General features: G+C 42.6%; 34 protein-coding genes. 32 read left to right on the forward strand and 2 right to left on the reverse strand.

The annotated features are described in order from the left end of the window. The 31 genes from rplP (at position 1) to KP78_RS00800 (ending at position 17,857) form a co-directional block, all read left to right on the forward strand. On the forward strand, positions 1-435 hold the full coding sequence (gene rplP, locus KP78_RS00650) for a 50S ribosomal protein L16 (RefSeq protein ID WP_041085443.1): 435 nt from the start codon (positions 1-3) through the stop codon (positions 433-435). Further along, positions 425-625 carry a 50S ribosomal protein L29 gene (gene rpmC, locus KP78_RS00655; protein WP_041085445.1) on the forward strand — a complete coding sequence of 67 codons (201 nt, stop codon included), beginning with the start codon at positions 425-427 and terminating at the stop codon, positions 623-625. The genes rplP and rpmC overlap by 11 nt, the downstream gene beginning before the upstream one ends. A 22-nt stretch (positions 626-647) precedes the next feature. Next, a complete protein-coding gene (gene rpsQ, locus KP78_RS00660) occupies positions 648-911 on the forward strand; it encodes a 30S ribosomal protein S17 (protein WP_041085447.1) in 264 nt (87 codons plus the stop codon). A gap of 42 nt (positions 912-953) precedes the next feature. Further along, on the forward strand, positions 954-1,322 hold the full coding sequence (rplN, locus tag KP78_RS00665) for a 50S ribosomal protein L14 (protein ID WP_041085449.1): 369 nt from the start codon (positions 954-956) through the stop codon (positions 1,320-1,322). 37 nt (positions 1,323-1,359) lie between these two features. Further along, positions 1,360-1,665, forward strand: coding sequence for a 50S ribosomal protein L24 (rplX, locus tag KP78_RS00670; RefSeq protein WP_041085451.1), 306 nt, complete (start codon positions 1,360-1,362; stop codon positions 1,663-1,665). Between the two features lie 30 nt (positions 1,666-1,695). Next, a complete protein-coding gene (gene rplE / locus KP78_RS00675; protein ID WP_041085452.1) occupies positions 1,696-2,235 on the forward strand; it encodes a 50S ribosomal protein L5 in 540 nt (179 codons plus the stop codon). Positions 2,236-2,259: 24 nt separating this feature from the next. Next, on the forward strand, positions 2,260-2,445 hold the full coding sequence (gene rpsN, locus KP78_RS00680; RefSeq protein ID WP_010285078.1) for a 30S ribosomal protein S14: 186 nt from the start codon (positions 2,260-2,262) through the stop codon (positions 2,443-2,445). Between the two features lie 30 nt (positions 2,446-2,475). Continuing rightward, positions 2,476-2,874, forward strand: coding sequence for a 30S ribosomal protein S8 (rpsH, locus tag KP78_RS00685; protein WP_041085454.1), 399 nt, complete (start codon positions 2,476-2,478; stop codon positions 2,872-2,874). 31 nt (positions 2,875-2,905) lie between these two features. Continuing rightward, complete coding sequence (gene rplF, locus KP78_RS00690; RefSeq protein ID WP_041085456.1) at positions 2,906-3,442, forward strand: 50S ribosomal protein L6; 537 nt, start codon at positions 2,906-2,908, stop codon at positions 3,440-3,442. A 33-nt stretch (positions 3,443-3,475) separates the two neighbouring features. Next, on the forward strand, positions 3,476-3,838 hold the full coding sequence (gene rplR / locus KP78_RS00695; RefSeq protein ID WP_041085458.1) for a 50S ribosomal protein L18: 363 nt from the start codon (positions 3,476-3,478) through the stop codon (positions 3,836-3,838). A gap of 23 nt (positions 3,839-3,861) precedes the next feature. Beyond that, the gene (gene rpsE / locus KP78_RS00700) at positions 3,862-4,362 is read left to right on the forward strand and encodes a 30S ribosomal protein S5 (protein ID WP_041085460.1); all 501 of its coding nucleotides are present in this window, start codon (positions 3,862-3,864) and stop codon (positions 4,360-4,362) included. A gap of 13 nt (positions 4,363-4,375) precedes the next feature. Next, a complete protein-coding gene (gene rpmD / locus KP78_RS00705; RefSeq protein ID WP_041054725.1) occupies positions 4,376-4,558 on the forward strand; it encodes a 50S ribosomal protein L30 in 183 nt (60 codons plus the stop codon). 30 nt (positions 4,559-4,588) lie between these two features. Next, on the forward strand, positions 4,589-5,029 hold the full coding sequence (gene rplO, locus KP78_RS00710; protein ID WP_041085461.1) for a 50S ribosomal protein L15: 441 nt from the start codon (positions 4,589-4,591) through the stop codon (positions 5,027-5,029). After that, a complete protein-coding gene (gene secY, locus KP78_RS00715) occupies positions 5,029-6,330 on the forward strand; it encodes a preprotein translocase subunit SecY (RefSeq protein WP_041085463.1) in 1,302 nt (433 codons plus the stop codon). The genes rplO and secY overlap by 1 nt, the downstream gene beginning before the upstream one ends. 63 nt (positions 6,331-6,393) lie before the next feature. Beyond that, the gene (locus KP78_RS00720; protein WP_041085464.1) at positions 6,394-7,044 is read left to right on the forward strand and encodes an adenylate kinase; all 651 of its coding nucleotides are present in this window, start codon (positions 6,394-6,396) and stop codon (positions 7,042-7,044) included. Further along, complete coding sequence (gene map / locus KP78_RS00725; protein WP_041085465.1) at positions 7,044-7,790, forward strand: type I methionyl aminopeptidase; 747 nt, start codon at positions 7,044-7,046, stop codon at positions 7,788-7,790. The genes KP78_RS00720 and map overlap by 1 nt, the downstream gene beginning before the upstream one ends. Positions 7,791-7,845: 55 nt before the next feature. Then, the gene (locus tag KP78_RS00730) at positions 7,846-8,100 is read left to right on the forward strand and encodes an RNA-binding protein (protein ID WP_327063141.1); all 255 of its coding nucleotides are present in this window, start codon (positions 7,846-7,848) and stop codon (positions 8,098-8,100) included. Positions 8,101-8,121: 21 nt separating this feature from the next. After that, positions 8,122-8,340: a translation initiation factor IF-1 gene (gene infA, locus KP78_RS00735; RefSeq protein WP_041085467.1), complete on the forward strand. Its 219-nt coding sequence runs from the start codon at positions 8,122-8,124 to the stop codon at positions 8,338-8,340. 38 nt (positions 8,341-8,378) lie between these two features. After that, positions 8,379-8,492, forward strand: coding sequence for a 50S ribosomal protein L36 (rpmJ, locus tag KP78_RS00740; RefSeq protein WP_000868344.1), 114 nt, complete (start codon positions 8,379-8,381; stop codon positions 8,490-8,492). A 22-nt stretch (positions 8,493-8,514) separates the two neighbouring features. Beyond that, positions 8,515-8,880: a 30S ribosomal protein S13 gene (gene rpsM, locus KP78_RS00745; RefSeq protein WP_041085469.1), complete on the forward strand. Its 366-nt coding sequence runs from the start codon at positions 8,515-8,517 to the stop codon at positions 8,878-8,880. A 25-nt stretch (positions 8,881-8,905) separates the two neighbouring features. Then, on the forward strand, positions 8,906-9,295 hold the full coding sequence (gene rpsK, locus KP78_RS00750) for a 30S ribosomal protein S11 (RefSeq protein ID WP_041085471.1): 390 nt from the start codon (positions 8,906-8,908) through the stop codon (positions 9,293-9,295). Between the two features lie 179 nt (positions 9,296-9,474). After that, positions 9,475-10,419, forward strand: coding sequence for a DNA-directed RNA polymerase subunit alpha (locus KP78_RS00755; RefSeq protein ID WP_041085473.1), 945 nt, complete (start codon positions 9,475-9,477; stop codon positions 10,417-10,419). 65 nt (positions 10,420-10,484) lie between these two features. Beyond that, positions 10,485-10,865, forward strand: coding sequence for a 50S ribosomal protein L17 (gene rplQ, locus KP78_RS00760; RefSeq protein ID WP_041085475.1), 381 nt, complete (start codon positions 10,485-10,487; stop codon positions 10,863-10,865). A 520-nt stretch (positions 10,866-11,385) separates the two neighbouring features. Then, the gene (locus KP78_RS00765) at positions 11,386-12,225 is read left to right on the forward strand and encodes an energy-coupling factor ABC transporter ATP-binding protein (RefSeq protein WP_041085497.1); all 840 of its coding nucleotides are present in this window, start codon (positions 11,386-11,388) and stop codon (positions 12,223-12,225) included. Continuing rightward, a complete protein-coding gene (locus tag KP78_RS00770) occupies positions 12,201-13,067 on the forward strand; it encodes an energy-coupling factor ABC transporter ATP-binding protein (protein WP_041085477.1) in 867 nt (288 codons plus the stop codon). The genes KP78_RS00765 and KP78_RS00770 overlap by 25 nt, the downstream gene beginning before the upstream one ends. Beyond that, positions 13,064-13,861 (forward strand): energy-coupling factor transporter transmembrane component T family protein, encoded by a 798-nt coding sequence (locus tag KP78_RS00775; RefSeq protein ID WP_041085479.1) that lies wholly within the window; start codon positions 13,064-13,066, stop codon positions 13,859-13,861. Before KP78_RS00770 ends, KP78_RS00775 begins: the two co-directional genes overlap by 4 nt. Before the next feature lie 12 nt (positions 13,862-13,873). After that, positions 13,874-14,623, forward strand: coding sequence for a tRNA pseudouridine(38-40) synthase TruA (truA, locus tag KP78_RS00780; RefSeq protein WP_041085481.1), 750 nt, complete (start codon positions 13,874-13,876; stop codon positions 14,621-14,623). A 208-nt stretch (positions 14,624-14,831) separates the two neighbouring features. Beyond that, positions 14,832-15,269, forward strand: a complete 438-nt coding sequence (gene rplM / locus KP78_RS00785) for a 50S ribosomal protein L13 (RefSeq protein WP_041085483.1) — start codon at positions 14,832-14,834, stop codon at positions 15,267-15,269. A gap of 25 nt (positions 15,270-15,294) precedes the next feature. After that, positions 15,295-15,687: a 30S ribosomal protein S9 gene (gene rpsI, locus KP78_RS00790; protein WP_041085485.1), complete on the forward strand. Its 393-nt coding sequence runs from the start codon at positions 15,295-15,297 to the stop codon at positions 15,685-15,687. Between the two features lie 305 nt (positions 15,688-15,992). Continuing rightward, entirely contained in the window at positions 15,993-16,712 is a 720-nt protein-coding gene (cwlD, locus tag KP78_RS00795) for an N-acetylmuramoyl-L-alanine amidase CwlD (protein WP_041085487.1), read from the forward strand. Between the two features lie 92 nt (positions 16,713-16,804). Beyond that, positions 16,805-17,857, forward strand: a complete 1,053-nt coding sequence (locus KP78_RS00800) for a P-loop NTPase (RefSeq protein WP_041085489.1) — start codon at positions 16,805-16,807, stop codon at positions 17,855-17,857. A gap of 39 nt (positions 17,858-17,896) precedes the next feature. On the opposite strand, the gene gerD is transcribed toward KP78_RS00800, so the two are convergent. Further along, positions 17,897-18,532 carry a spore germination lipoprotein GerD gene (gerD, locus tag KP78_RS00805; RefSeq protein WP_041085491.1) on the reverse strand — a complete coding sequence of 212 codons (636 nt, stop codon included), beginning with the start codon at positions 18,530-18,532 and terminating at the stop codon, positions 17,897-17,899. Between the two features lie 148 nt (positions 18,533-18,680). On the opposite strand from gerD, the gene KP78_RS00810 reads away from it, so the two are divergent. Continuing rightward, positions 18,681-19,382 (forward strand): KinB-signaling pathway activation protein, encoded by a 702-nt coding sequence (locus KP78_RS00810; protein WP_041085493.1) that lies wholly within the window; start codon positions 18,681-18,683, stop codon positions 19,380-19,382. Positions 19,383-19,411: 29 nt separating this feature from the next. Here KP78_RS00810 and KP78_RS18390 read toward each other — a convergent pair whose 3' ends face one another. Further along, positions 19,412-20,128, reverse strand: coding sequence for a polysaccharide deacetylase family protein (locus KP78_RS18390; protein ID WP_052474425.1), 717 nt, complete (start codon positions 20,126-20,128; stop codon positions 19,412-19,414). Positions 20,129-20,440 lie beyond the last annotated feature (312 nt).

The raw sequence follows: 20,440 nt of genomic DNA on the forward strand, positions 1-20,440 counted from the left end.
ATGTTGTTACCTAAACGCGTAAAATACCGTCGTGTACACCGCGGAAAAATGCGTGGTCAAGCAAAAGGTGGCACTGAAGTGACTTTCGGTGAATATGGTTTGCAAGCTCTTGAAGCTAGTTGGATCACCAACCGTCAAATCGAAGCTGCTCGTATTGCGATGACACGTTACATGAAACGTGGCGGTAAAGTATGGATCAAAATCTTCCCTCATAAGCCTTACACGAAAAAACCTCTTGAAGTCCGAATGGGTTCTGGTAAAGGTGCTCCTGAAGGATGGGTTGCAGTTGTAAAGCCTGGAAAGATTATGTTTGAAATTGCCGGAGTATCAGAAGAGGTTGCACGTGAAGCTCTTCGTCTTGCATCACACAAACTTCCTATTAAAACTAAGTTTGTAAAACGCGAAGAAATTGGTGGTGAATCAAATGAAAGCTAATGAAATTCGTGAACTAACCACTGCCGAAATAGAACAAAAAGTAAAATCACTGAAGGAAGAGCTTTTCAACCTTCGTTTCCAACTTGCTACTGGTCAATTGGAAAACACAGCTCGCATTCGTGAAGTACGTAAAGCCATCGCTCGTATGAAAACCGTGATTCGTCAAAGAGAGATTGGCGCTAACAATTGATAACTGAGAGGAGGTTTGCAGCATGAGTGAACGCAATCAGCGTAAAGTCTACACTGGACGTGTCGTGTCTGATAAAATGGACAAAACGATTACAGTTTTAGTTGAGACACAAAAGAAACATTCACTTTATGGCAAACGAGTAAAATACTCTAAAAAGTACAAAGCTCACGATGAACAGAATGAAGCCAAAATTGGCGACATCGTTCGTGTAATGGAAACTCGCCCGCTTTCAGCAACTAAACGTTTCCGTCTAGTGGAAGTCGTAGAAAAAGCGGTTATTATCTAATATATTGTTCGGATAAGTTAATTCCGAGGGGAGGTAACCTACATGATTCAACAAGAATCCCGTTTAAAAGTAGCTGATAATTCTGGCGCACGTGAAGTATTAACAATTAAGGTACTTGGTGGCTCTGGCCGCAAAACTGCTAACATTGGTGATATTATCGTCTGCACAGTGAAACAAGCAACACCAGGGGGCGTTGTTAAAAAAGGTGAAGTTGTGAAAGCAGTAGTAGTTCGCACTAAGAGTGGAGTTCGCCGTACTGATGGTACTTACATCAAATTCGACGAAAACGCTTGTGTCATCATCAAAGACGACAAGAGCCCTCGCGGAACTCGTATCTTCGGTCCGGTTGCTCGTGAGCTTCGTGACAACAGCTTCATGAAGATCGTTTCTCTTGCTCCAGAAGTTCTGTAATTGATCAATAACCACCGTATCAAGGAGGTGCGACAGGATGCACGTTAAAAAAGGCGATAAAGTCATGGTTATTTCCGGTAAAGACAAAGGTAAGACTGGAACAATTCTTGCAGCTTTCCCGAAAAAAGACCGCGTGCTTGTTGAGGGTGTAAACATCGTCAAGAAGCACTCTAAGCCTTCCCAAATGAACCCACAAGGTGGGATCATCAACATGGAAGCAGCAATTCACGTTTCAAATGTAATGCTCATTGATCCAAAAACTAACGAACCAACACGCGTTGGTTACAAAGTTGAGGACGGCAAAAAAGTACGTTATGCAAAAAAATCAGGTGAAGTTCTATAAATAGTTCGATAAGAAAGGAGGTACTCAAGCATGAACCGCCTAAAAGAGAAATTCAACAATGAAATTACAACTGCTCTTGTGAGCAAGTTTAACTACACATCTGTTATGCAGGTGCCAAAAATCGACAAAATCGTAATCAACATGGGTGTTGGTGACGCTGTTCAAAACGCTAAAGCATTAGATACTGCTGTAGAAGAACTAGCGAAAATCACTGGTCAAAAACCTTTAGTGACAAAAGCTAAAAAATCTATCGCGGGCTTCCGTCTACGTGAAGGCATGCCAATCGGAGCGAAAGTTACACTTCGCGGCGAGCGTATGTATGAATTCCTAGACAAGCTTATCTCTGTATCTCTTCCACGTGTACGTGACTTCCGCGGGATTTCTAAAAAATCTTTCGATGGCCGTGGAAACTACACTCTTGGTGTTAAAGAGCAGCTTATCTTCCCAGAGATCGATTATGATAAAGTATCCAAGGTTCGTGGTATGGACATCGTTATTGTGACAACAGCTAATTCTGATGAAGAATCTCGTGAATTACTTACACAATTCGGTATGCCATTCCAAAAGTAATCTTTACAAAAGGGAGGCGTAAACGTGGCTAAAAAATCAATGATTGCGAAACAAAAACGCACACAAAAATTTAAAGTACAAGAGTACACTCGCTGCGAACGTTGCGGACGTCCACACTCAGTACTTCGTAAATTCAAGCTTTGCCGTATTTGTTTCCGTGAGCTTGCATACAAGGGTCAAATTCCTGGCGTTAAAAAAGCCAGCTGGTAATACCCGATTTTGGGAAGGAGGTAAAACATAATGACAATGACAGATCCAATCGCAGATTTGTTGACTCGCATCCGTAATGCGAATCAAGTTCGTCACGAGAAGCTAGAGGTTCCTGCTTCCAACATTAAAAAGGAAATCGCAGAAATTCTTAAACGTGAAGGTTTCGTTCGTGACGTTGAATATATCGAGGACAGCAAACAAGGTATTATTCGTATCTTCCTTAAGTATGGTGCGAACAATGAGCGTGTTATTACTGGCCTTAAACGTATCAGCAAGCCTGGACTTCGTGTTTATGCAAAAGCTGATGAAGTACCACGTGTATTGAATGGCCTTGGAGTCGCTCTAGTATCAACTTCCAATGGTGTGTTAACTGATAAAGAAGCTCGCTCTAAGCAAGTAGGCGGAGAAGTTCTAGCATACGTTTGGTAGTATTTTTTAATAGGAATGGAGGTGCAACAAAATGTCTCGTGTAGGTAAAAAACCAATTGAGGTACCATCTGATGTAACGCTTACTTTTGAAGGTTCAACCGTTACAGCTAAAGGACCTAAAGGTGAACTAACATTCACACACAAACCTGAAATTACAGTTGAGCAGGAAGGTAACATCTTAACAGTTGTTCGTCCTTCTGATTCAAAAGAACATCGTGCTTTACATGGTACAACTCGTGCGATTATCGCAAACATGGTTGAAGGTGTATCCAAAGGATTTGAGCGTGGTCTTGAACTTGTTGGGGTCGGATATCGTGCCCAAAAGCAAGGTAACAAGCTAATCTTAAACGTTGGTTACTCTCACCCGGTTGAGATCACACCAGAAGATGGAATTGAAGTTGAAGTTCCATCTAATACAAAAGTTATTATTAAAGGTGCGAGCAAAGAGCGCGTTGGTGCACTTGCTGCTAACATCCGTGACGTACGTCCTCCAGAGCCATATAAAGGCAAAGGAATTCGTTATGAAGGCGAACAAGTTCGTCGTAAAGAAGGTAAAACAGGTAAATAATGCCGCTTAGGCGCATGAAAGGAGTGACCTTGATTGATTACGAAAGCTGACAAGAATGCGGTACGTAAAAAACGTCATGCACGCGTACGTTCTAGAATTACTGGAACTGAATCTCGTCCACGTTTAAACGTTTTTCGCTCTAATAAGCACATCTATGCTCAACTAATTGATGATGTGGCTGGTAAAACATTGGCAAGCGCTTCAACATCTGACAAGGAGCTTGGACTAGAAGCAAGCAGCAACGTTGCTGCAGCATCTAAAGTTGGTGAATTGCTAGCTAAACGTGCAGTTGAAAAAGGTTTGAAATCAGTCGTATTTGACCGTGGAGGATATCTATACCACGGCCGTGTGAAAGCTTTAGCTGAAGCTGCACGCGAAAATGGACTTGAATTTTAATAGAAAAAGGAGGGACAATCCAGATGCGTCGCATTGATCCAAACAAACTCGAACTTGAAGAACGCGTAGTTACGATTAACCGTGTCGCTAAGGTTGTAAAAGGTGGGCGCCGCTTCCGTTTCACCGCTCTAGTAGTGGTAGGCGACAAGAACGGCCACGTAGGTTTCGGTACAGGTAAAGCCCAAGAGGTTCCTGATGCGATCCGTAAAGCAATCGAAGACGCGAAGAAAAATCTTATTGAAGTACCAATGGTAGGAGGCACAACTCCTCACCTTGTAATTGGACATTTCGGTGCTGGTGAAATTCTGATTAAACCTGCTTCTGCAGGTACAGGAATTATCGCTGGTGGACCGGTTCGTGCGGTACTTGAACTTGCCGGTGTCGCTGACATTCTGTCTAAATCTTTAGGATCTAACACACCAATCAACATGGTTCGTGCCACTGTCAATGGTCTAACGCAACTTAAGCGTGCTGAAGACGTCGCGAAACTGCGTGGTAAAACAGTGGAAGAACTGTTAGGATAAGGAGGGATAAGTGATGGCAAACAAACTAGCAATTACCCTCACTCGTAGCTTAATCGGCCGCAACAAAGATCAACGCAAAACTGTTGAGGCTCTTGGTTTGCGTAAAACTAACCAAACTGTAGAACAACAAGATAATGCTGCGATTCGCGGTATGATCAATAAAGTTTCTCATTTGGTTTCTGTTAAGGAATTGTAATAATACGTCTATCAACAAGGAGGTGCCATTATGAAACTTCATGAGTTAAAGCCTAGTGAAGGTTCCCGTAAGGAACGTAACCGTGTAGGTCGCGGTATCGGTTCTGGTAACGGTAAAACAGCTGGTAGAGGTCACAAGGGTCAAAATTCTCGTTCAGGCGGCGGTGTTCGTCCTGGATTTGAGGGTGGTCAAAACCCATTAGCTCGTCGTCTTCCTAAGCGTGGATTCACAAATATCCACCGCAAGGAATTCGCGATTGTGAACCTAGAAGCATTAAATCGTTTCGAAGAGGGTACGGAAGTAACGCCGGAACTTCTTATCGAAACAGGTGTTGTAAGCAATGAAAAAGCGGGTATCAAGATTCTTGCAAAAGGGAAGATCGAGAAAAAACTAACAGTTAAAGCTCACAAATTCTCTTCCACTGCTAAAGAAGCGATCGAAGCTGCAGGCGGACAAACTGAGGTGGTTTAATGTTTCAAACAATCTCCAATTTTATGCGCGTGAGTGATATAAGAAACAAAATTATATTCACTCTATTAATGTTGGTGGTCTTCCGAATCGGAACATTTATTCCGGTTCCGGGAGTAGATGCAGAAGTACTTCAAGCACAAGATCAGTTTACTGGTCTAATCGGCTTCATGAATACATTTGGAGGCGGAGCCTTAATCAACTTCTCCATTCTGGCGATGGGTATTATGCCGTATATTACGGCATCCATCATCGTTCAGCTTTTGCAAATGGACGTTGTTCCGAAATTTGCAGAGTGGGCTAAACAGGGAGATGTTGGACGACGTAAGTTGGCTCAGTTTACAAGATATTTCACGATTGTTCTTGGATTTATCCAAGCAATTGGTATGTCTTATGGGTTTAACCGTTTGTACGGAGGCAACTTGATTCAGGATACGTCCATCGGAACCTATCTGTTGATTGCTATCGTTCTTACAACGGGTACAGCCTTTTTGATGTGGTTAGGAGAGCAAATCACGGCAAAGGGTGTTGGAAATGGTATTTCCATTATTATCTTTGCAGGTATCGTGGCAGCTATTCCTAATGCAGTTAATCAAATCTATGCTACACAAATTCAAGATGCTGGGGAGCAATTGTTCCTTAACATTATTATTTTAGTGCTTATTGCTTTGGCAGTTGTTGCAATTACCGTAGGGGTTATCTTTGTGCAGCAAGCGTTGCGCAAGATTCCTGTACAGTATGCAAAACGTGTAGGCGGAAAAAACGCGCCTGCTACGGGTGGTCAATCGACTCACCTGCCATTGAAAGTAAATGCTGCTGGTGTAATTCCGGTTATCTTTGCGATATCCTTTATGATCACACCGCAAACATTACTAACTTTTTTCGGATCAAACAACGTCACCACGACGATACAAAATGTCTTTGACTATACACAGCCAATTGGGATGGCGATATATGTTGCATTAATTGTTGCGTTTACGTACTTTTATGCCTTCATTCAAGTGAATCCCGAAAACATGGCTGAGAACCTTAAAAAACAAGGTGGTTATATCCCAGGTATTCGTCCAGGTCAAGCGACCAAAGATTACCTGACAAATGTCCTTTATCGTTTAACATTTATAGGAGCTATCTTCCTATCGGTTGTGTCCATTCTGCCAATCTTCTTTATTAATCTTGCAGGATTGCCTCCAGCTGTTCAAATCGGCGGTACCAGCCTTTTGATCATCGTAGGTGTTGCGCTTGAGACAATGAAGCAATTGGAAGCACAGCTTGTGAAGCGTAATTATAAAGGATTCATGAGATAACCACATGGTTTTGGGGGCACATAGGCTACCCGAAGCCCACCAAAAGACTGAGGGGGCTGACTTGTGAATATAGTATTAATGGGTTTGCCTGGTGCTGGGAAAGGCACTCAGGCTGAACAAATTATCGAAAAGTATGAAATTCCTCATATTTCTACAGGAGATATGTTCCGTGCTGCAATCAAAGGTGGTACGGAGTTAGGCTTGAAAGCTAAATCGTTTATGGATCAGGGAGACCTGGTACCTGATGAAGTAACCATCGGGATTGTACGTGAGCGACTAAGCAAGGAAGATTGCCAAAAAGGATTCTTACTAGATGGGTTCCCAAGAACAGTAGCTCAAGCAGATGCGCTTGATACGTTACTTTCTGATCTTGGAAAAAATTTGGACTATGTTCTAAACATTAAGGTGGAAACAGAAGAGTTGATGAAGCGTTTAACAGGTCGTTGGATTTGCAAGACCTGTGGTGCAACGTATCATACAATCTTCAATCCTCCTGCAGTGGAAGGTGTTTGTGATAAAGACGGTGGTGAATTGTACCAGCGTGAGGATGACAAACCTGAAACTGTTAAGAATCGTTTAGATGTTAATATGAAGCAAACACAACCTCTTCTTGACTTTTACAGCAAGAAGGGCGTTCTAAAGGACATTGATGGTCAACAGGATATTAATAAAGTATTCGTTGATATTGATGACTTGCTCGAGGGCCTTCGCTAATGATCATTTGCAAGACTCCTCGTGAGATTGAGATCATGCGCGAAGCAGGCAAGATTGTTGCGTTAACCCATCAGGAGATGCAAAAGCATATTGCGCCTGGAATCACAACGAAGGAACTTGATGCGATCGCTGATCGGTTTATCCGGCAGCATGGCGCTGTTCCATCCTTTAAGGGATACAATGGTTTTCGCGGCAGCATTTGTGCTTCGGTTAATGAAGAGCTTGTTCATGGTATTCCGGGTGACCGGATCTTAAATGATGGTGACATTATCAGTGTTGATATTGGTGCTTATTATAAGGGCTACCATGGGGATTCAGCTTGGACGTATCCTGTTGGCAGTATTTCTGCTGATACACAAAAGCTCCTGGAGGTCACGGAAGAGTCACTCTTTCTTGGTCTAAGGGAAGCGAAGCCGGGTGTGCGTCTTTCGAACATTTCTCATGCAATACAAACGTACGTAGAAGCCAATGGTTTCTCAGTTGTACGGGAGTATGTTGGGCACGGAGTTGGGCAAGACTTGCATGAGGCGCCACAAATCCCTCATTATGGTCCACCCAATAAAGGGCCACGCTTGAAGCCGGGCATGGTACTAGCAATTGAACCGATGGTAAATGCAGGGAGTCGCTATGTCAATACTCTTTCTGATAACTGGACAGTAGTTACCGTGGATGGTAAGATGTGTGCTCACTTTGAACACACGATTGCAATCACTGAGGACGGTTATGAAATCCTGACAAAAGCCTAAATAAAGGCAATCCTTATTGTTTGAATCCGATTCGCCCCCCGGGATAGGGCAGATTGTGCTTTTGAACAAGGGCCGTGATACGGGTGTATCTGCGGTTGTCATTCATCGGTTGGATGAGAAGTTTGTTTTAGTTGAGGACGGTGAGCGCCGGAAGTTCGACCGCCCAAAAAAGAAAAACATTCAACATTCGACTTCATGCGATTATGTATCTTCGGAAGTTCAAAATAGTATTTCCGAAACTGGGCGTGCGACATATGCAAGGCTGCGTCATGCAGTCAACACATTTGTCCATGAGATCCTAAAAGATTGATAAAGAAGGGAGACATGTTCAATGGCGAAAGACGATGTTATCGAAGTTGAAGGAACCGTAGTTGAGACTTTGCCTAACGCAATGTTTAAGGTAGAATTAGAGAATGGCCACAGTGTGCTTGCACACGTATCTGGTAAAATTCGCATGCATTTTATTCGAATTCTGCCAGGAGACCGAGTGACAGTGGAGCTATCTCCATATGACTTGACTCGTGGTCGTATCACTTACCGTTACAAATAATCTTTTGCACTCCGAACCACTAAGGAGGTTTAGATAAGATGAAAGTCAGACCATCTGTTAAGCCGATCTGCGAAAAGTGTAAAGTAATCCGCAGACGCGGCAAAGTAATGGTGATTTGCGAAAATCCAAAGCATAAACAAAAACAAGGCTAATCAAGAAGGAGGTGCTCTTTAAATGGCACGTATTGCTGGTGTAGACATTCCGCGTGACAAACGCGTTGTGATCTCTCTAACTTATATCTTTGGTATCGGTAAATCTACAGCCGGGAAAATCCTAGCTGAAGCAGGCGTATCTGAAGACACTCGCGTTCGCGACTTGACTGAAGATGAGCTTAATAAAATTCGTGAAATCGTTGACCGTTTGAAAGTTGAAGGTGACCTTCGTCGTGAAGTATCACTTAACATCAAACGTTTGATGGAAATCGGTGCTTACCGTGGCCTTCGTCACCGTCGTGGACTTCCTGTCCGTGGACAACACACGAAGAACAACGCACGTACTCGTAAAGGTCCTCGTAAGACCGTAGCTAACAAGAAAAAATAATTCGTAAAGGAGGTTTCTTCTTAAAATGGCACGTAAACAACAAACTCGTAAGCGTCGTGTGAAAAAGAATATCGAAGCTGGTATTGCACACATTCGTTCAACTTTTAATAATACAATCGTTACCATTACAGACGTTCATGGCAACGCAATTTCTTGGTCAAGTGCTGGTTCACTTGGTTTCAGAGGATCTCGTAAATCTACACCATTTGCAGCTCAAATGGCAGCTGAAACAGCAGCTAAAACTTCAATGGAACACGGTTTGAGAACTCTTGAAGTAACAGTAAAAGGGCCTGGTGCTGGTCGTGAAGCAGCTATCCGTGCATTGCAAGCTGCTGGACTTGATGTAACAGCTATTAAAGACGTTACTCCAGTACCTCACAATGGTTGTCGTCCACCAAAACGTCGTCGTGTTTAATTTTTCTGTATAAAATTCGGATCCTTGTCCATACTGGGATCAGTAGATTCCTTCATGCAGAAATGAATGATCCAGTTGTTTTGCACAATGGGAACCGCAAACATGGGGAATTTCGAACAGATTCTGTAGTTGGATCAAATAGTTCGGGATTTCGACGTTTTGAAGGAGGGTAAATTTGAATGATCGAAATTGAAAAGCCAAAAATTGAGACGGTTGAGATCAGCGATGATGCCAAGTACGGAAAATTCGTTGTAGAGCCACTTGAGCGTGGATATGGTACAACATTGGGTAACTCCTTGCGTCGTATCCTATTATCTTCACTCCCTGGTGCTGCTATCACTTCAATTCAGGTTGATAGTGTTCTTCACGAGTTTTCAACGATTGAAGGCGTTGTAGAAGACGTTACAACTATCATTTTGAATATCAAGAAGTTGGCATTAAAGATCTATTCAGATGAAGAAAAGACACTTGAAATTGATGTTCAAGGTGATGGTGTGATCACCGCAGCTGATATTACGCATGACAGTGATGTTGAAATTCTTAACCCTGACCTGTACATCGCTACAATCGGCAAAAACGGACATCTTCGTATGCGTTTATCTGCATCAAGAGGTCGTGGATACACACCTGCTGACCAAAATAAACGTGAAGATCTTCCGATCGGTGTAATTCCTATCGACTCAATTTATACACCAGTTTCTCGTGTAAACTATCAAGTAGAAAATACTCGTGTTGGTCAAATGACGAACTTCGATAAGCTTTCACTTGATGTCTGGACAGACGGCAGTATTGGCCCGAAAGAAGCAGTTGCTTTAGGTGCTAAAATTCTGACCGAACACCTTAATATCTTTGTAGGATTGACCAATGAAGCACAGAATGCCGAAATCATGGTGGAAAAAGAAGAAGATCAGAAAGAGAAAGTTCTAGAGATGACGATCGAAGAACTAGATCTATCGGTTCGTTCTTACAACTGCCTGAAGCGTGCAGGAATCAACACAGTCCAAGAGCTGTCTAACAAGTCAGAAGAGGACATGATGAAAGTGCGTAACCTTGGCCGTAAATCTTTAGAAGAAGTTAAGGCGAAATTAGATGAACTTGGTCTTGGTCTTCGTAAAGAGGACTGAACTGTTCTAAAATGACTAGAATCATCCGAAGATAGACACAACTTTAACAAAGGAGGGAACCCTTCATGGCTTACAGAAAGTTAGGACGTACAAGCTCTCAGCGTAAGGCACTACTTCGTGATCTTACTACTGACTTGATCGTCAGCGAACGTATCGAAACAACTGAAGCACGTGCGAAAGAACTTCGCTCTGTTGCTGAAAAAATGATCACACTTGGAAAACGCGGTGACTTGCACGCACGTCGTCAAGCAGCTGCTTACATCCGTCGCGAACTTACAACAACGAAGGACGAAGAAGGCAATGAAAAGTCTGTATTCGCACTTCAAAAATTATTTGACGATGTAGCACCACGCTACGCTGAACGTCAAGGTGGATATACACGTATCATGAAAGTTGGTCCACGTCGCGGAGACGGCGCACCAATGGTAATCATTGAGCTAGTATAATTCATCACAACTCAGAGGGCGGAACAGTTAGAGCCTAACTGGTCTCGCCCTCTTTCTTTAAACAGCTTTAACGATCATACGACACGCAAAAAGCAGAGTGTTATGATGAGTAGCTCCGGCTATCTCGTTTAGCTCTTAGCACCTCATTCATCCATCGTCACAGTGGATCTGGAACGTCATAATTTTTTATGAATGAAGCGAGCGCATTTCCTTGAATGAGGTGCGCGCTTTTTTTGTATTTTAGGGATTAATAAAAATATAGACCTCCTTTAGCATACAGTTTAACCGAAGTCGCAAGTCAATCGTTGCCAGAAGGTAAAAAATGCTTTAGCATTCGCCTTATGATTGTCGCGGCTGAATGCCTGCTTCGGCTTTTTAGTAAATCCAGCTTCAGCAGCTAGTATATCAGGAGGATAAGCCACAAAACCCAGTTTGCATGAATATCGACTGGATTATGATTACTCATGATTATCTGGGCTATGCAAGCCGCTTGCACTTTTTAGATGGGAGACGTAGGCAGATGAAAAAACCAATCATTTCCTTAGATTCGATCACATTTCGCTATCCTAATTCTGTACATGATGTATTAAAACAAGTGTCCTTTTCAATTCATGAAGGTGAATGGGTCGCGATTGTTGGACATAACGGGTCAGGTAAGTCAACACTGGCAAAATTAATTAATGGACTCTATTTTCCGGAAAACGGGGAGATTCATATAGCTGGAATTAAGCTCGATAACAGCACTGTATGGGATACAAGAAAACATATTGGAATGGTTTTTCAGAACCCTGATAATCAATTCGTTGGAACGACTGTGCAAGATGATGTGGCTTTTGGCTTGGAGAACCATGGTGTTCCTTACGAAGATATGGTCAAACGCGTAATCGGAGCACTTAAGCAGGTGAAAATGGATGACTTTCTAAATCAAGAGCCACACCATCTGTCGGGTGGTCAGAAGCAGCGGGTCGCCATAGCAAGTGTTCTTGCGCTTAGACCTGATATCATTATTTTGGATGAAGCAACCTCAATGCTTGATCCACATGGCAGAGAGGAAATTATCTCATTGGTCCGACAGCTAAAGGAAGTACAAGGCTTGACGGTATTGTCCATTACGCATGATTTAGAAGAGGCTGCGAAAGCAGATCGTATTATCGTCATGAATGATGGAGAAGTTTTTCAAACGGGAACACCAGATGAAATTTTTAAGCTTGGCGATGAGCTCGTAAAGCTTGGACTTGATCTGCCATTTCCAATAAAAATGGCGAATACGTTTAAAGAGCAGGGCGTTCCACTACAGGGACAATATTTAACTGAAGAAGAGTTGGTGATTGAGCTATGGACATCTCACTTCAAAAAGTAGAATATCGATATGCAGCAGGATCACCATTCGAGAAGTTGGCAATAGAAGACGTTTCTTTTTCGGTTCCAAGCGGACAATACGTCGCAATTATTGGCCACACGGGTTCAGGTAAATCAACAGTTCTGCAGCACTTAAATGCTCTCTTAAAGCCAACTGCAGGGTCTGTCGTAATCGGTGATCGTACGGTCCGGGCTGGGCGAAAGGAAAAAGAACTGAAGTCAATTCGCCAAAAGGTAGGGATTGTTTTTCAGTTTCCTGAGCAGCAGCTGTTTGAGGAAACCGTGCTAAAGGATATTTGCTATGGACCGATGAATTTCGGTGTGAGTGAAGAAGAAGCAAAAAACCGTGCTGAATACTGGATTGAAGAGGTTGGTCTTTCAAGAGAAATTTTGAATCAGTCTCCATTTGATTTATCAGGCGGTCAGATGCGTCGTGTTGCCATTGCAGGTGTGCTTGCCATGCAGCCGGACCTCATTGTATTGGATGAGCCAACGGCGGGTCTGGACCCCCGTGGAAGAAAAGAAATGATGGATATGTTCTACCGTCTTCATAAAGAACGAAATCTATCCATGATTTTAGTCACCCACAGCATGGAGGATGCATCTGTGTATGCAGATAAAATTGTCATCATGCATAAAGGGAAAAAAGTACATGAAGGAACACCGAGAGAAATCTTTGCTGATGCCGAGAAGCTTAAGCAATGGGATCTAAGTGTACCCGAGGTCGTTCACTTCCAGCGTCTTCTAGAACATAAGACGGGCATACTTTTTCCGGTCGTATGTTTAACGATGGAAGAGCTTGTGGCTCAGTGGAAGCAGCTGTCAGGAGGACACCCGTTATGATGGAGAAAATGATCTTTGGGCGATATATCCCAGCTGATTCCATCGCACACCGTTTGGATCCGCGAGCGAAGCTGCTTTTTGTTTTTATTTTTATCGGTATTATTTTTTTGGCTAATAATGGTTGGGCGTACGGAGCCGCGGCCGCCTTTACGGTTCTTTCAATTTGGCTATCCGGTGTTACGATCCGTTTTTTAATAAAAGGGCTGAAGCCGGTCATGATCATCATTGCGATCACCTTTGTGCTGCAAATCTTTTTTGCTCGCGAAGGGGATATAATTGTCGACCTTGGCTTTGTGACGATTTACGAAGAAGGCGTACGGCAAGCGATTTTTATTTCAACAAGATTTTTGCTGTTGGTCTTTATGACATCCTTACTAACGCTGACAACTACGCCAATTTCGATAACAGACGGACTTGAAAGTCTTTTAAACCCATTAAAGAAAATTAAATTTCCGGCTCATGAACTTGCCCTCATGATGTCGATTGCCCTTCGCTTTATTCCAACCTTAATGGATGAAACGGATAAGGTGATGAAAGCACAAATGGCCAGAGGATCTGATATGTCCAGCGGACCGCTTAAGGATCGTCTGAAAGCGGTGGTACCGTTAATGATTCCGCTATTTGTTAATGCATTTAAACGGGCAGAAGATCTAGCAATAGCAATGGAAGTTCGGGGCTATCGAGGAGGAGAAGGCCGTACAAAGTATCGTTTATTGAAATGGCATGGACGAGACACTCTTGCTCTTCTTTCTCTCGTTGGGCTCACGGTGTTGCTAGTATTGCTTCGTGGATAAGGAGGACCGTATATGCCGCGAATAAAATGTGTCGTATCATATGACGGCTCAGGGTTTGCTGGCTACCAGGTGCAGCCAGGCATGCGTACGGTTCAACTTGAGCTTGAGCGCGCGCTGAAAAAAATTCATAAGGGCGTACCAACGTTCGTTTCTGCGAGCGGGCGTACAGACTCGGGTGTGCATGCAGTCGGGCAGGTGATCCATTTTGACACGGATTTTCATATACCTGATGAAAAGTGGCCGACCGTCCTTAATCAACGGCTGCCACACGATGTTGTCGTGCTGGAGGCTGCTGCGATGTCCGCTGATACCTTCCATGCCCGTTTTTCAGTAGTGGCAAAGGAATATCGATATCACTTAAACAGGGGACAGCACAGGAGCCCGTTTCGCCGTAATTATGCTTTTTATGAATCGAGGCCGTTGAATATTGCTTTAATGCAGGAAGCCGCACAGTATTTTGTCGGCACACATGATTTTACGAGTTTTTGTTCAATCAAAACAGAGGTCGCTGATCGAACCAGGACGATCGAACGATTTGATATTGTTGAACAAGGAGAAGAATGGATTTTTTCCGTAAAAGGCAATGGGTTTTTATATAATATGGTTCGCATCATGATTGGGACCTTACTTGGGGTAGGGTACGGACGCTTTAAACCGGAGGATATTCCTGATATGCTGGCAGCAAAAGATCGTAACCGTGCAGGCAAAACAGCTCCTGCACATGGTCTTTATTTATGGCAAGTCGATTACAAAGAAGTATAAATAAATATTTTACAAAAAAAATTAGTAAAACAACTCAACCTGGTGTGACATTCTCTTGACAGAGTACCGTAGACGTTATATTATAGCATATGGTATGTATTTCATCCCCACGATAAGCCCCGGAACTTATCTGTGTTGCGTATAAATACGGCTTGTGAAACAGTAGCAATAAACAATAATAGTAATTTACATTTTAGGAGGGTAACTCATGCGTACAACATTCATGGCAAAAGGTCACGAAGTAGAACGTCAATGGCTCGTGATCGACGCAGCAGGCAAGACTCTTGGACGTCTTTCCAGCGAAGTTGCGTCTATCTTGCGTGGTAAACATAAAGCAACATTTACACCAAACGTTGACACTGGTGATCATGTAATTATCATCAATGCTGAAAAAATCGAACTTACAGGTAAAAAGCTAACTGACAAGATTTACTACCGTCACAGCTTACACCCAGGTGGTTTGAAACAGCGTACTGCGCTTGAAATGCGCACTAATTATCCAACAAAAATGCTTGAACTTTCTATCAAAGGTATGCTTCCAAAGAATTCTCTTGGTCGTCAAATCTTCAAGAAGCTTCACGTATTTGCTGGACCAGAACATCCACACCAAGCACAACAACCAGTTGCTTACGAGCTTCGCGGTTAATTAATTTTAAGAGGAGGTTATTATCTTGGCACAAGTTCAATATATTGGAACAGGTCGTCGTAAAAGTTCTGTAGCCCGTGTACGCCTCGTACCTGGCGACGGACAAATCGTTATCAACGGACGCGAAGTTGAAAACTACATCCCGTTCGCAGCACTACGCGAAGTAATTAAACAACCGCTTGCTATCACTGAAACTATTGGTAGCTACAACGTTTTAGTTAACGTTAATGGTGGAGGATACACTGGACAAGCTGGCGCAATCCGTCACGGTATTTCTCGTGCATTGCTTCAAGCAGACCCAGAGTTCCGTGCATCACTTAAGAGTGCAGGTCTTCTAACTCGTGACTCTCGTATGAAAGAGCGTAAGAAGCCAGGTCTTAAAGGCGCTCGTCGTGCACCTCAGTTCTCAAAACGTTAATCTGGACTTCATCGTCCTTTCAAAAATCCTCAGCCCTTGTGGCTGAGGATTTTTTTGTCGTTTTGAGGGATTGATGCAAGTAGAGTGGAGGAAGGAAATTTATTGCGAGCTTCACATAATGAGTCAAAAGTCCCGAATCTCGGATAAAATTTTTGAGCTTCGATAACCAACTCGGAACGTCAACCAGAGCACCCGTTTTTATGCTTGTCGGGACTAAGCAAGCCGCCTCTGCTTTTCTACTCTTCTACTCTTTTCACGACGAGCATATACTGATGCATCAATGAGTGGAGGCAGGGGAGCGACAGTTGAAAAAAAAGATATTCTTGCTTGCGTTCATTTTAGGGATGATCTTGGTGTTCAGTTTTAGAATTGATCGGTTGGTGATAAATGCAATTGAGGAATGGAAGATGCCGCTGTCTGGAAAGATTATTGTCCTAGATCCTGGACACGGAGGAGCAGATGGAGGGGCGGCAGTTGAAACGATACTGGAGAAGCATCTGACACTCCGTATAGCAAATAACCTTCGTGCTTATCTTGAAGAACAAGGGGCAATTGTAAGGATGACGAGAGAAACGGATAAAGATCTCGCTGATGAAAGTACAACAGGGTTACGAGACCGTAAAAGAGAAGATTTGAAAAAAAGGCTAGACCTATTAAATGACCCAAAAAACGATCTCTTTATAAGCATTCATCTCAATGCGATTCCTCAAACCCAGTGGAGCGGGGCGCAAACCTTTTATACCACCTACCATGATGACAATAAGCGCATTGCCCGCTTTATTCAACACGAGCTAGTTCGCCATCTGCCAGAAAACAATCGAAAAGCGAAGACGATTGATGGCATTTATGTACTGAGTCATGCAAATACACCTGGTGTGTTGGTGGAAGCAGGATTTCTTTCAAATCCAGAGGAGCGTTATTGGTTATTGCAGGAGGAGTATCAGCAACAAATTGCTGCAGCCATCTATCTTGGTATTTTACGTCATTATTCAAACGAAGAAGATCTTCCAGAAGATTTAGAATAGAAGTAAGATACAGACCCCTTTCACAGACTTATCTTTTCGCCTATGTTATACTGACATAGGATGTAAACGAATTCAATGAAGGGGTGTCTAAGGTGATTACAGAACAACAAGTGCACGAATTGATTGGTTCCATGAAAGATCCAATCTTACATACATCAATTGCTGAAACAGGCGGTATTGTGGAAGTAAGCATAAAAGAAGAAAAGCAGCATGTCAGTGTGAAAATTGCACTTGCCAAAACAGGTACTGCTGAACAAATGCAGCTTCAAATGGCTGTTGTCGATGCGTTGAAAAAAGCGGGAGCACAATCAGTCGGTATACGATTTACGGAATTACCGCCAGAAGCGCTTGAGCAATTCCGAGGAACAGCCGGAGATGCTGTAGAGAACAATTTGCTTTCGCCAACAAATAAAGTTCAATTTATTGCCGTGGCAAGCGGAAAAGGAGGAGTAGGAAAGTCTACTGTCTCCGTTAATCTTGCTGTTTCTCTTGCACGTCTTGGCAAAAAGGTTGGCCTGATCGATGCGGATATATACGGTTTTAGTGTTCCGGATATGATGGGGATTAATAAACGCCCTGTTGTGCGTGGAGAACGCATTATACCAGTGGACCGCTTTGGTGTAAAAGTCATCTCAATGGCATTTTTTGTGGAAGATAATGCGCCGGTTATTTGGCGCGGGCCAATGCTAGGGAAGATGCTGAACAGCTTCTTTACAGAAGTAGAATGGGGAGAGCTTGATTATTTACTGCTTGACCTTCCGCCGGGGACTGGTGACGTCGCGCTTGATGTCCATGCTATGCTTCCATCAAGTAAAGAAATCATTGTCACCACACCCCATCCAACAGCCGCCTTTGTTGCAGCTAGAGCGGGTGCTATGGCACTCCAAACAGAACATACAATTCTAGGTGTTGTTGAGAACATGTCCTTTTATGAAAGTAAAAAGACGGGAGAACGTGAATATGTATTTGGACAAGGAGGAGGAGAGAAGTTAGCGGACGAACTTCGCACCGATCTGCTTGGAAAACTTCCTCTGCAGCAGCCGGATTGGGATGAGAATGATTTTGCACCTTCTGTATATGGGGAAGACCACCGTCTCGGAAAACTCTATTCAGACATCGCACAGCAGGTAATTGATCGCACGTAAAAAGGAGGCTTCGGCCTCCTTTTTTATTGAGCAAATTTGTTAAGATCCGCCGCCCCCGTCACCGCCTTCTTCTGATGAACCTTCATCTTTGGATCCGCCGCCTTCAGACGAACTGCCACCACCACCATCTCCAGACTGTTGTCCCATTTCTTGTGCTGCTTGTAATAATAAATCTTGTATTTGTTTTTTCATAATGGGGCTTTCCATCGTCTCGAGCATTAGTTTTTTCGTTTCATCTCGGTAGGCCTGGCTATTCATAATTGACAGTATCTGCTTCTGCATAGAGGGATCTTGGAGCAGTGTAAGCATCATTGCCTGATATTCTGGATCCTTCATTAATCCTTTAATTAGTTCTTCATGCTGCTGCTGCATGCTTTTAGCAAGTGTCTCAGAAAATGATGGATCCTTAAATGTGTTTTCCCAAAACTTTTTTCCGTCTTCAGAGAGAAGGGTTTTATCTATTGATTCTTTTACAACTTGCTGATCAAGCACAAGCTCTTTCTTTACCTCTTCATCAGCCAGCAGTTCCTTTAATGCATCTTTTCCCTCGTTTGTTTTTAATAAATCGACCATCATTTTCTTTGTTTCCTCATAACTATGGGATTCCTCGTTATTAGCGCACGCGGAAAGAAAGCAAATGAGGGTAATACTTAAATAAAATAGCCTTTTCGTCATTTTGTCACCTCCGTGTGAAATAGGTGTGTTCTTAGCGTTTGCAAATGGGCTGGAAATATGCATGTTCACACGGTATTCATAGATTTTTCAAACACTGATTGGTACAATCAAGAGACCAAGTGTAAATTAACGTATGGGGGATAAAAACGTGACCATCCGATACTGGATTCGATTTTTTATAGCTACGATGTTTGTGGGAGGCGTGACAGCTGGGATTGTCGGAATTACTGTCCGCTGGAATGAACTCGTTACATTATTGAACGGACAAGATATTGTTGAAGTTATCTCAGTTGTTGTCTGGATGATTGGGGTCGGCATAACCTTCAGTGTCATTAGTCAAATGGGTTATTTCGCTTACTTAACCATTCATCAATTTGGAGTGAATATATTCCGCTCACTATCTTTATGGAATGCGGTTCAGCTAGTCCTTGTTATTTTTGTATTATTTGATCTTGTTTATTTTCGATTTCAAAGTTTTGCTGATGAAGGTGATTCACTCTTACCATACATTGGACTTGCGATATTTATCCTTGTTATCGGCTTAATTGTTGCTTATTTCAAAGCTAAACAATCAAATAAATCAATGTTTACATCCGCTCTTTTCTTTATGGTTGTTGTGACAACACTTGAGTGGCTTCCAGTCCTTCGTGCCAACGAAACCTACTGGCTCATAACGATTATGTTCACGCTGCTTGCGACGAATGCGTTTCAAATGCTGGCTCTTCCTAAATACAACAAACGCTCTGAAGAAGAACGATCGGCACGACTGGAGAGGAAGAAAGCGCAGCAATCACCGTCAAAAACAGAGAAGAACAAATCAAGCAAGCGAAAAAATACTCCAACAACGTAAACACGGAAGGCTTATCGCCTCCGTGTTTTTTACTCTAATAATCGAATTTTACTATCGGAGGAGGCCATCAACTCAATTAAAGATACAAGTTTAGTCTCCTTTGACGATTCAAATGAGGCAAACCAGCCCTCCCATTCCGTTTTAATATCCTGAAGACGATTTGGGACATTCAACTCCACGACAGCTCCCTTTACTTCTGAGAGGTTTTTATCTTTAATATCATTCCAATCCATTTGATGTCCAACAACAATAAAATTATTTTGGGCCATAATCTTTATAAGAGAAGGAGAAGATAGGCTTCCTTTTGAGCGGTAATATTCAACATTTAAACCATTTTCTTTAAAGAATGACCGGAGTTCTTGTAAATGTGTTGAAACCTCATTCGGTGTTAATGAATCAAAACGAGAAGGATGCGGATCATAGATCCCGATGTCGAACCCAGCGAGATGGATATCCTTCACTAGATCACTTTGCCGGTCGACCCAGGAAGGATCGAGGAAAAAAGTTGCTTTACGAATATCATTTTTCTCAAGCTCTTTTAGCAGCCAGGTGACAGATTCATCACCTAGTTCAATATTAAATGTTAATGCAATACCACTTTCGCCTTTATAAAGAATTCCTGGAGAAGGCCATACGCCTGAAACTCGAAACGATTGGTCTGGAGCGGGATAGAGCAAAATGGCAAGTGTAACCACAATGAGGATTACGCCTGTCTCGTATCCTTTTTTGAAAAAATGATTTCGCATTCCAATCCTCCTCAATGTAAGGGACCGTTTTTAAAGCATATGAAACAAAAAAGAAAAATATCATTTTTTTATAAATAGTATTGACCACTGTGAAAAGGGGTGATATAGTGATAAATGTCGCTTCTGAGGAACGATTAATATGCTTTACAACAACAAAAAAGAATTTAAAAAAGTTGTTGACATAACAATCGACAAAATGTTATGATAGATTGGTCGCTTGAGAGAGCAATGCAACTGAGAAACACCTTGAACCTTGAAAACTAAACAACCTAAAACGTCAACGTTAATTCTTGATTTAAGTAACATTTAAGA

The sequence above is a fragment of the Jeotgalibacillus soli genome, from assembly GCF_000829435.1.
GTDB lineage: Bacteria > Bacillota > Bacilli > Bacillales > Jeotgalibacillaceae > Jeotgalibacillus > Jeotgalibacillus soli.

Coding starts and splice junctions, on each gene's coding strand:
- rpsQ (WP_041085447.1), top strand. CDS start 648: ATGAGTGAACGCAATCAGCGTAAAGTCTACACTGGACGTGTCGTGTCT.
- rpmC (WP_041085445.1), top strand. CDS start 425: ATGAAAGCTAATGAAATTCGTGAACTAACCACTGCCGAAATAGAACAA.
- rpmJ (WP_000868344.1), top strand. CDS start 8,379: ATGAAAGTCAGACCATCTGTTAAGCCGATCTGCGAAAAGTGTAAAGTA.
- KP78_RS00765 (WP_041085497.1), top strand. CDS start 11,386: ATGAAAAAACCAATCATTTCCTTAGATTCGATCACATTTCGCTATCCT.
- secY (WP_041085463.1), top strand. CDS start 5,029: ATGTTTCAAACAATCTCCAATTTTATGCGCGTGAGTGATATAAGAAAC.
- rplF (WP_041085456.1), top strand. CDS start 2,906: ATGTCTCGTGTAGGTAAAAAACCAATTGAGGTACCATCTGATGTAACG.
- rplX (WP_041085451.1), top strand. CDS start 1,360: ATGCACGTTAAAAAAGGCGATAAAGTCATGGTTATTTCCGGTAAAGAC.
- rpsE (WP_041085460.1), top strand. CDS start 3,862: ATGCGTCGCATTGATCCAAACAAACTCGAACTTGAAGAACGCGTAGTT.
- rpmD (WP_041054725.1), top strand. CDS start 4,376: ATGGCAAACAAACTAGCAATTACCCTCACTCGTAGCTTAATCGGCCGC.
- rpsK (WP_041085471.1), top strand. CDS start 8,906: ATGGCACGTAAACAACAAACTCGTAAGCGTCGTGTGAAAAAGAATATC.
- infA (WP_041085467.1), top strand. CDS start 8,122: ATGGCGAAAGACGATGTTATCGAAGTTGAAGGAACCGTAGTTGAGACT.
- rpsH (WP_041085454.1), top strand. CDS start 2,476: ATGACAATGACAGATCCAATCGCAGATTTGTTGACTCGCATCCGTAAT.
- rplO (WP_041085461.1), top strand. CDS start 4,589: ATGAAACTTCATGAGTTAAAGCCTAGTGAAGGTTCCCGTAAGGAACGT.
- KP78_RS00770 (WP_041085477.1), top strand. CDS start 12,201: ATGGACATCTCACTTCAAAAAGTAGAATATCGATATGCAGCAGGATCA.
- rplE (WP_041085452.1), top strand. CDS start 1,696: ATGAACCGCCTAAAAGAGAAATTCAACAATGAAATTACAACTGCTCTT.
- rpsM (WP_041085469.1), top strand. CDS start 8,515: ATGGCACGTATTGCTGGTGTAGACATTCCGCGTGACAAACGCGTTGTG.
- truA (WP_041085481.1), top strand. CDS start 13,874: ATGCCGCGAATAAAATGTGTCGTATCATATGACGGCTCAGGGTTTGCT.
- KP78_RS00755 (WP_041085473.1), top strand. CDS start 9,475: ATGATCGAAATTGAAAAGCCAAAAATTGAGACGGTTGAGATCAGCGAT.
- KP78_RS18390 (WP_052474425.1), bottom strand. CDS start 20,128: ATGCGAAATCATTTTTTCAAAAAAGGATACGAGACAGGCGTAATCCTC.
- KP78_RS00775 (WP_041085479.1), top strand. CDS start 13,064: ATGATGGAGAAAATGATCTTTGGGCGATATATCCCAGCTGATTCCATC.
- rplP (WP_041085443.1), top strand. CDS start 1: ATGTTGTTACCTAAACGCGTAAAATACCGTCGTGTACACCGCGGAAAA.
- gerD (WP_041085491.1), bottom strand. CDS start 18,532: ATGACGAAAAGGCTATTTTATTTAAGTATTACCCTCATTTGCTTTCTT.
- rplQ (WP_041085475.1), top strand. CDS start 10,485: ATGGCTTACAGAAAGTTAGGACGTACAAGCTCTCAGCGTAAGGCACTA.
- rplM (WP_041085483.1), top strand. CDS start 14,832: ATGCGTACAACATTCATGGCAAAAGGTCACGAAGTAGAACGTCAATGG.
- map (WP_041085465.1), top strand. CDS start 7,044: ATGATCATTTGCAAGACTCCTCGTGAGATTGAGATCATGCGCGAAGCA.
- rplN (WP_041085449.1), top strand. CDS start 954: ATGATTCAACAAGAATCCCGTTTAAAAGTAGCTGATAATTCTGGCGCA.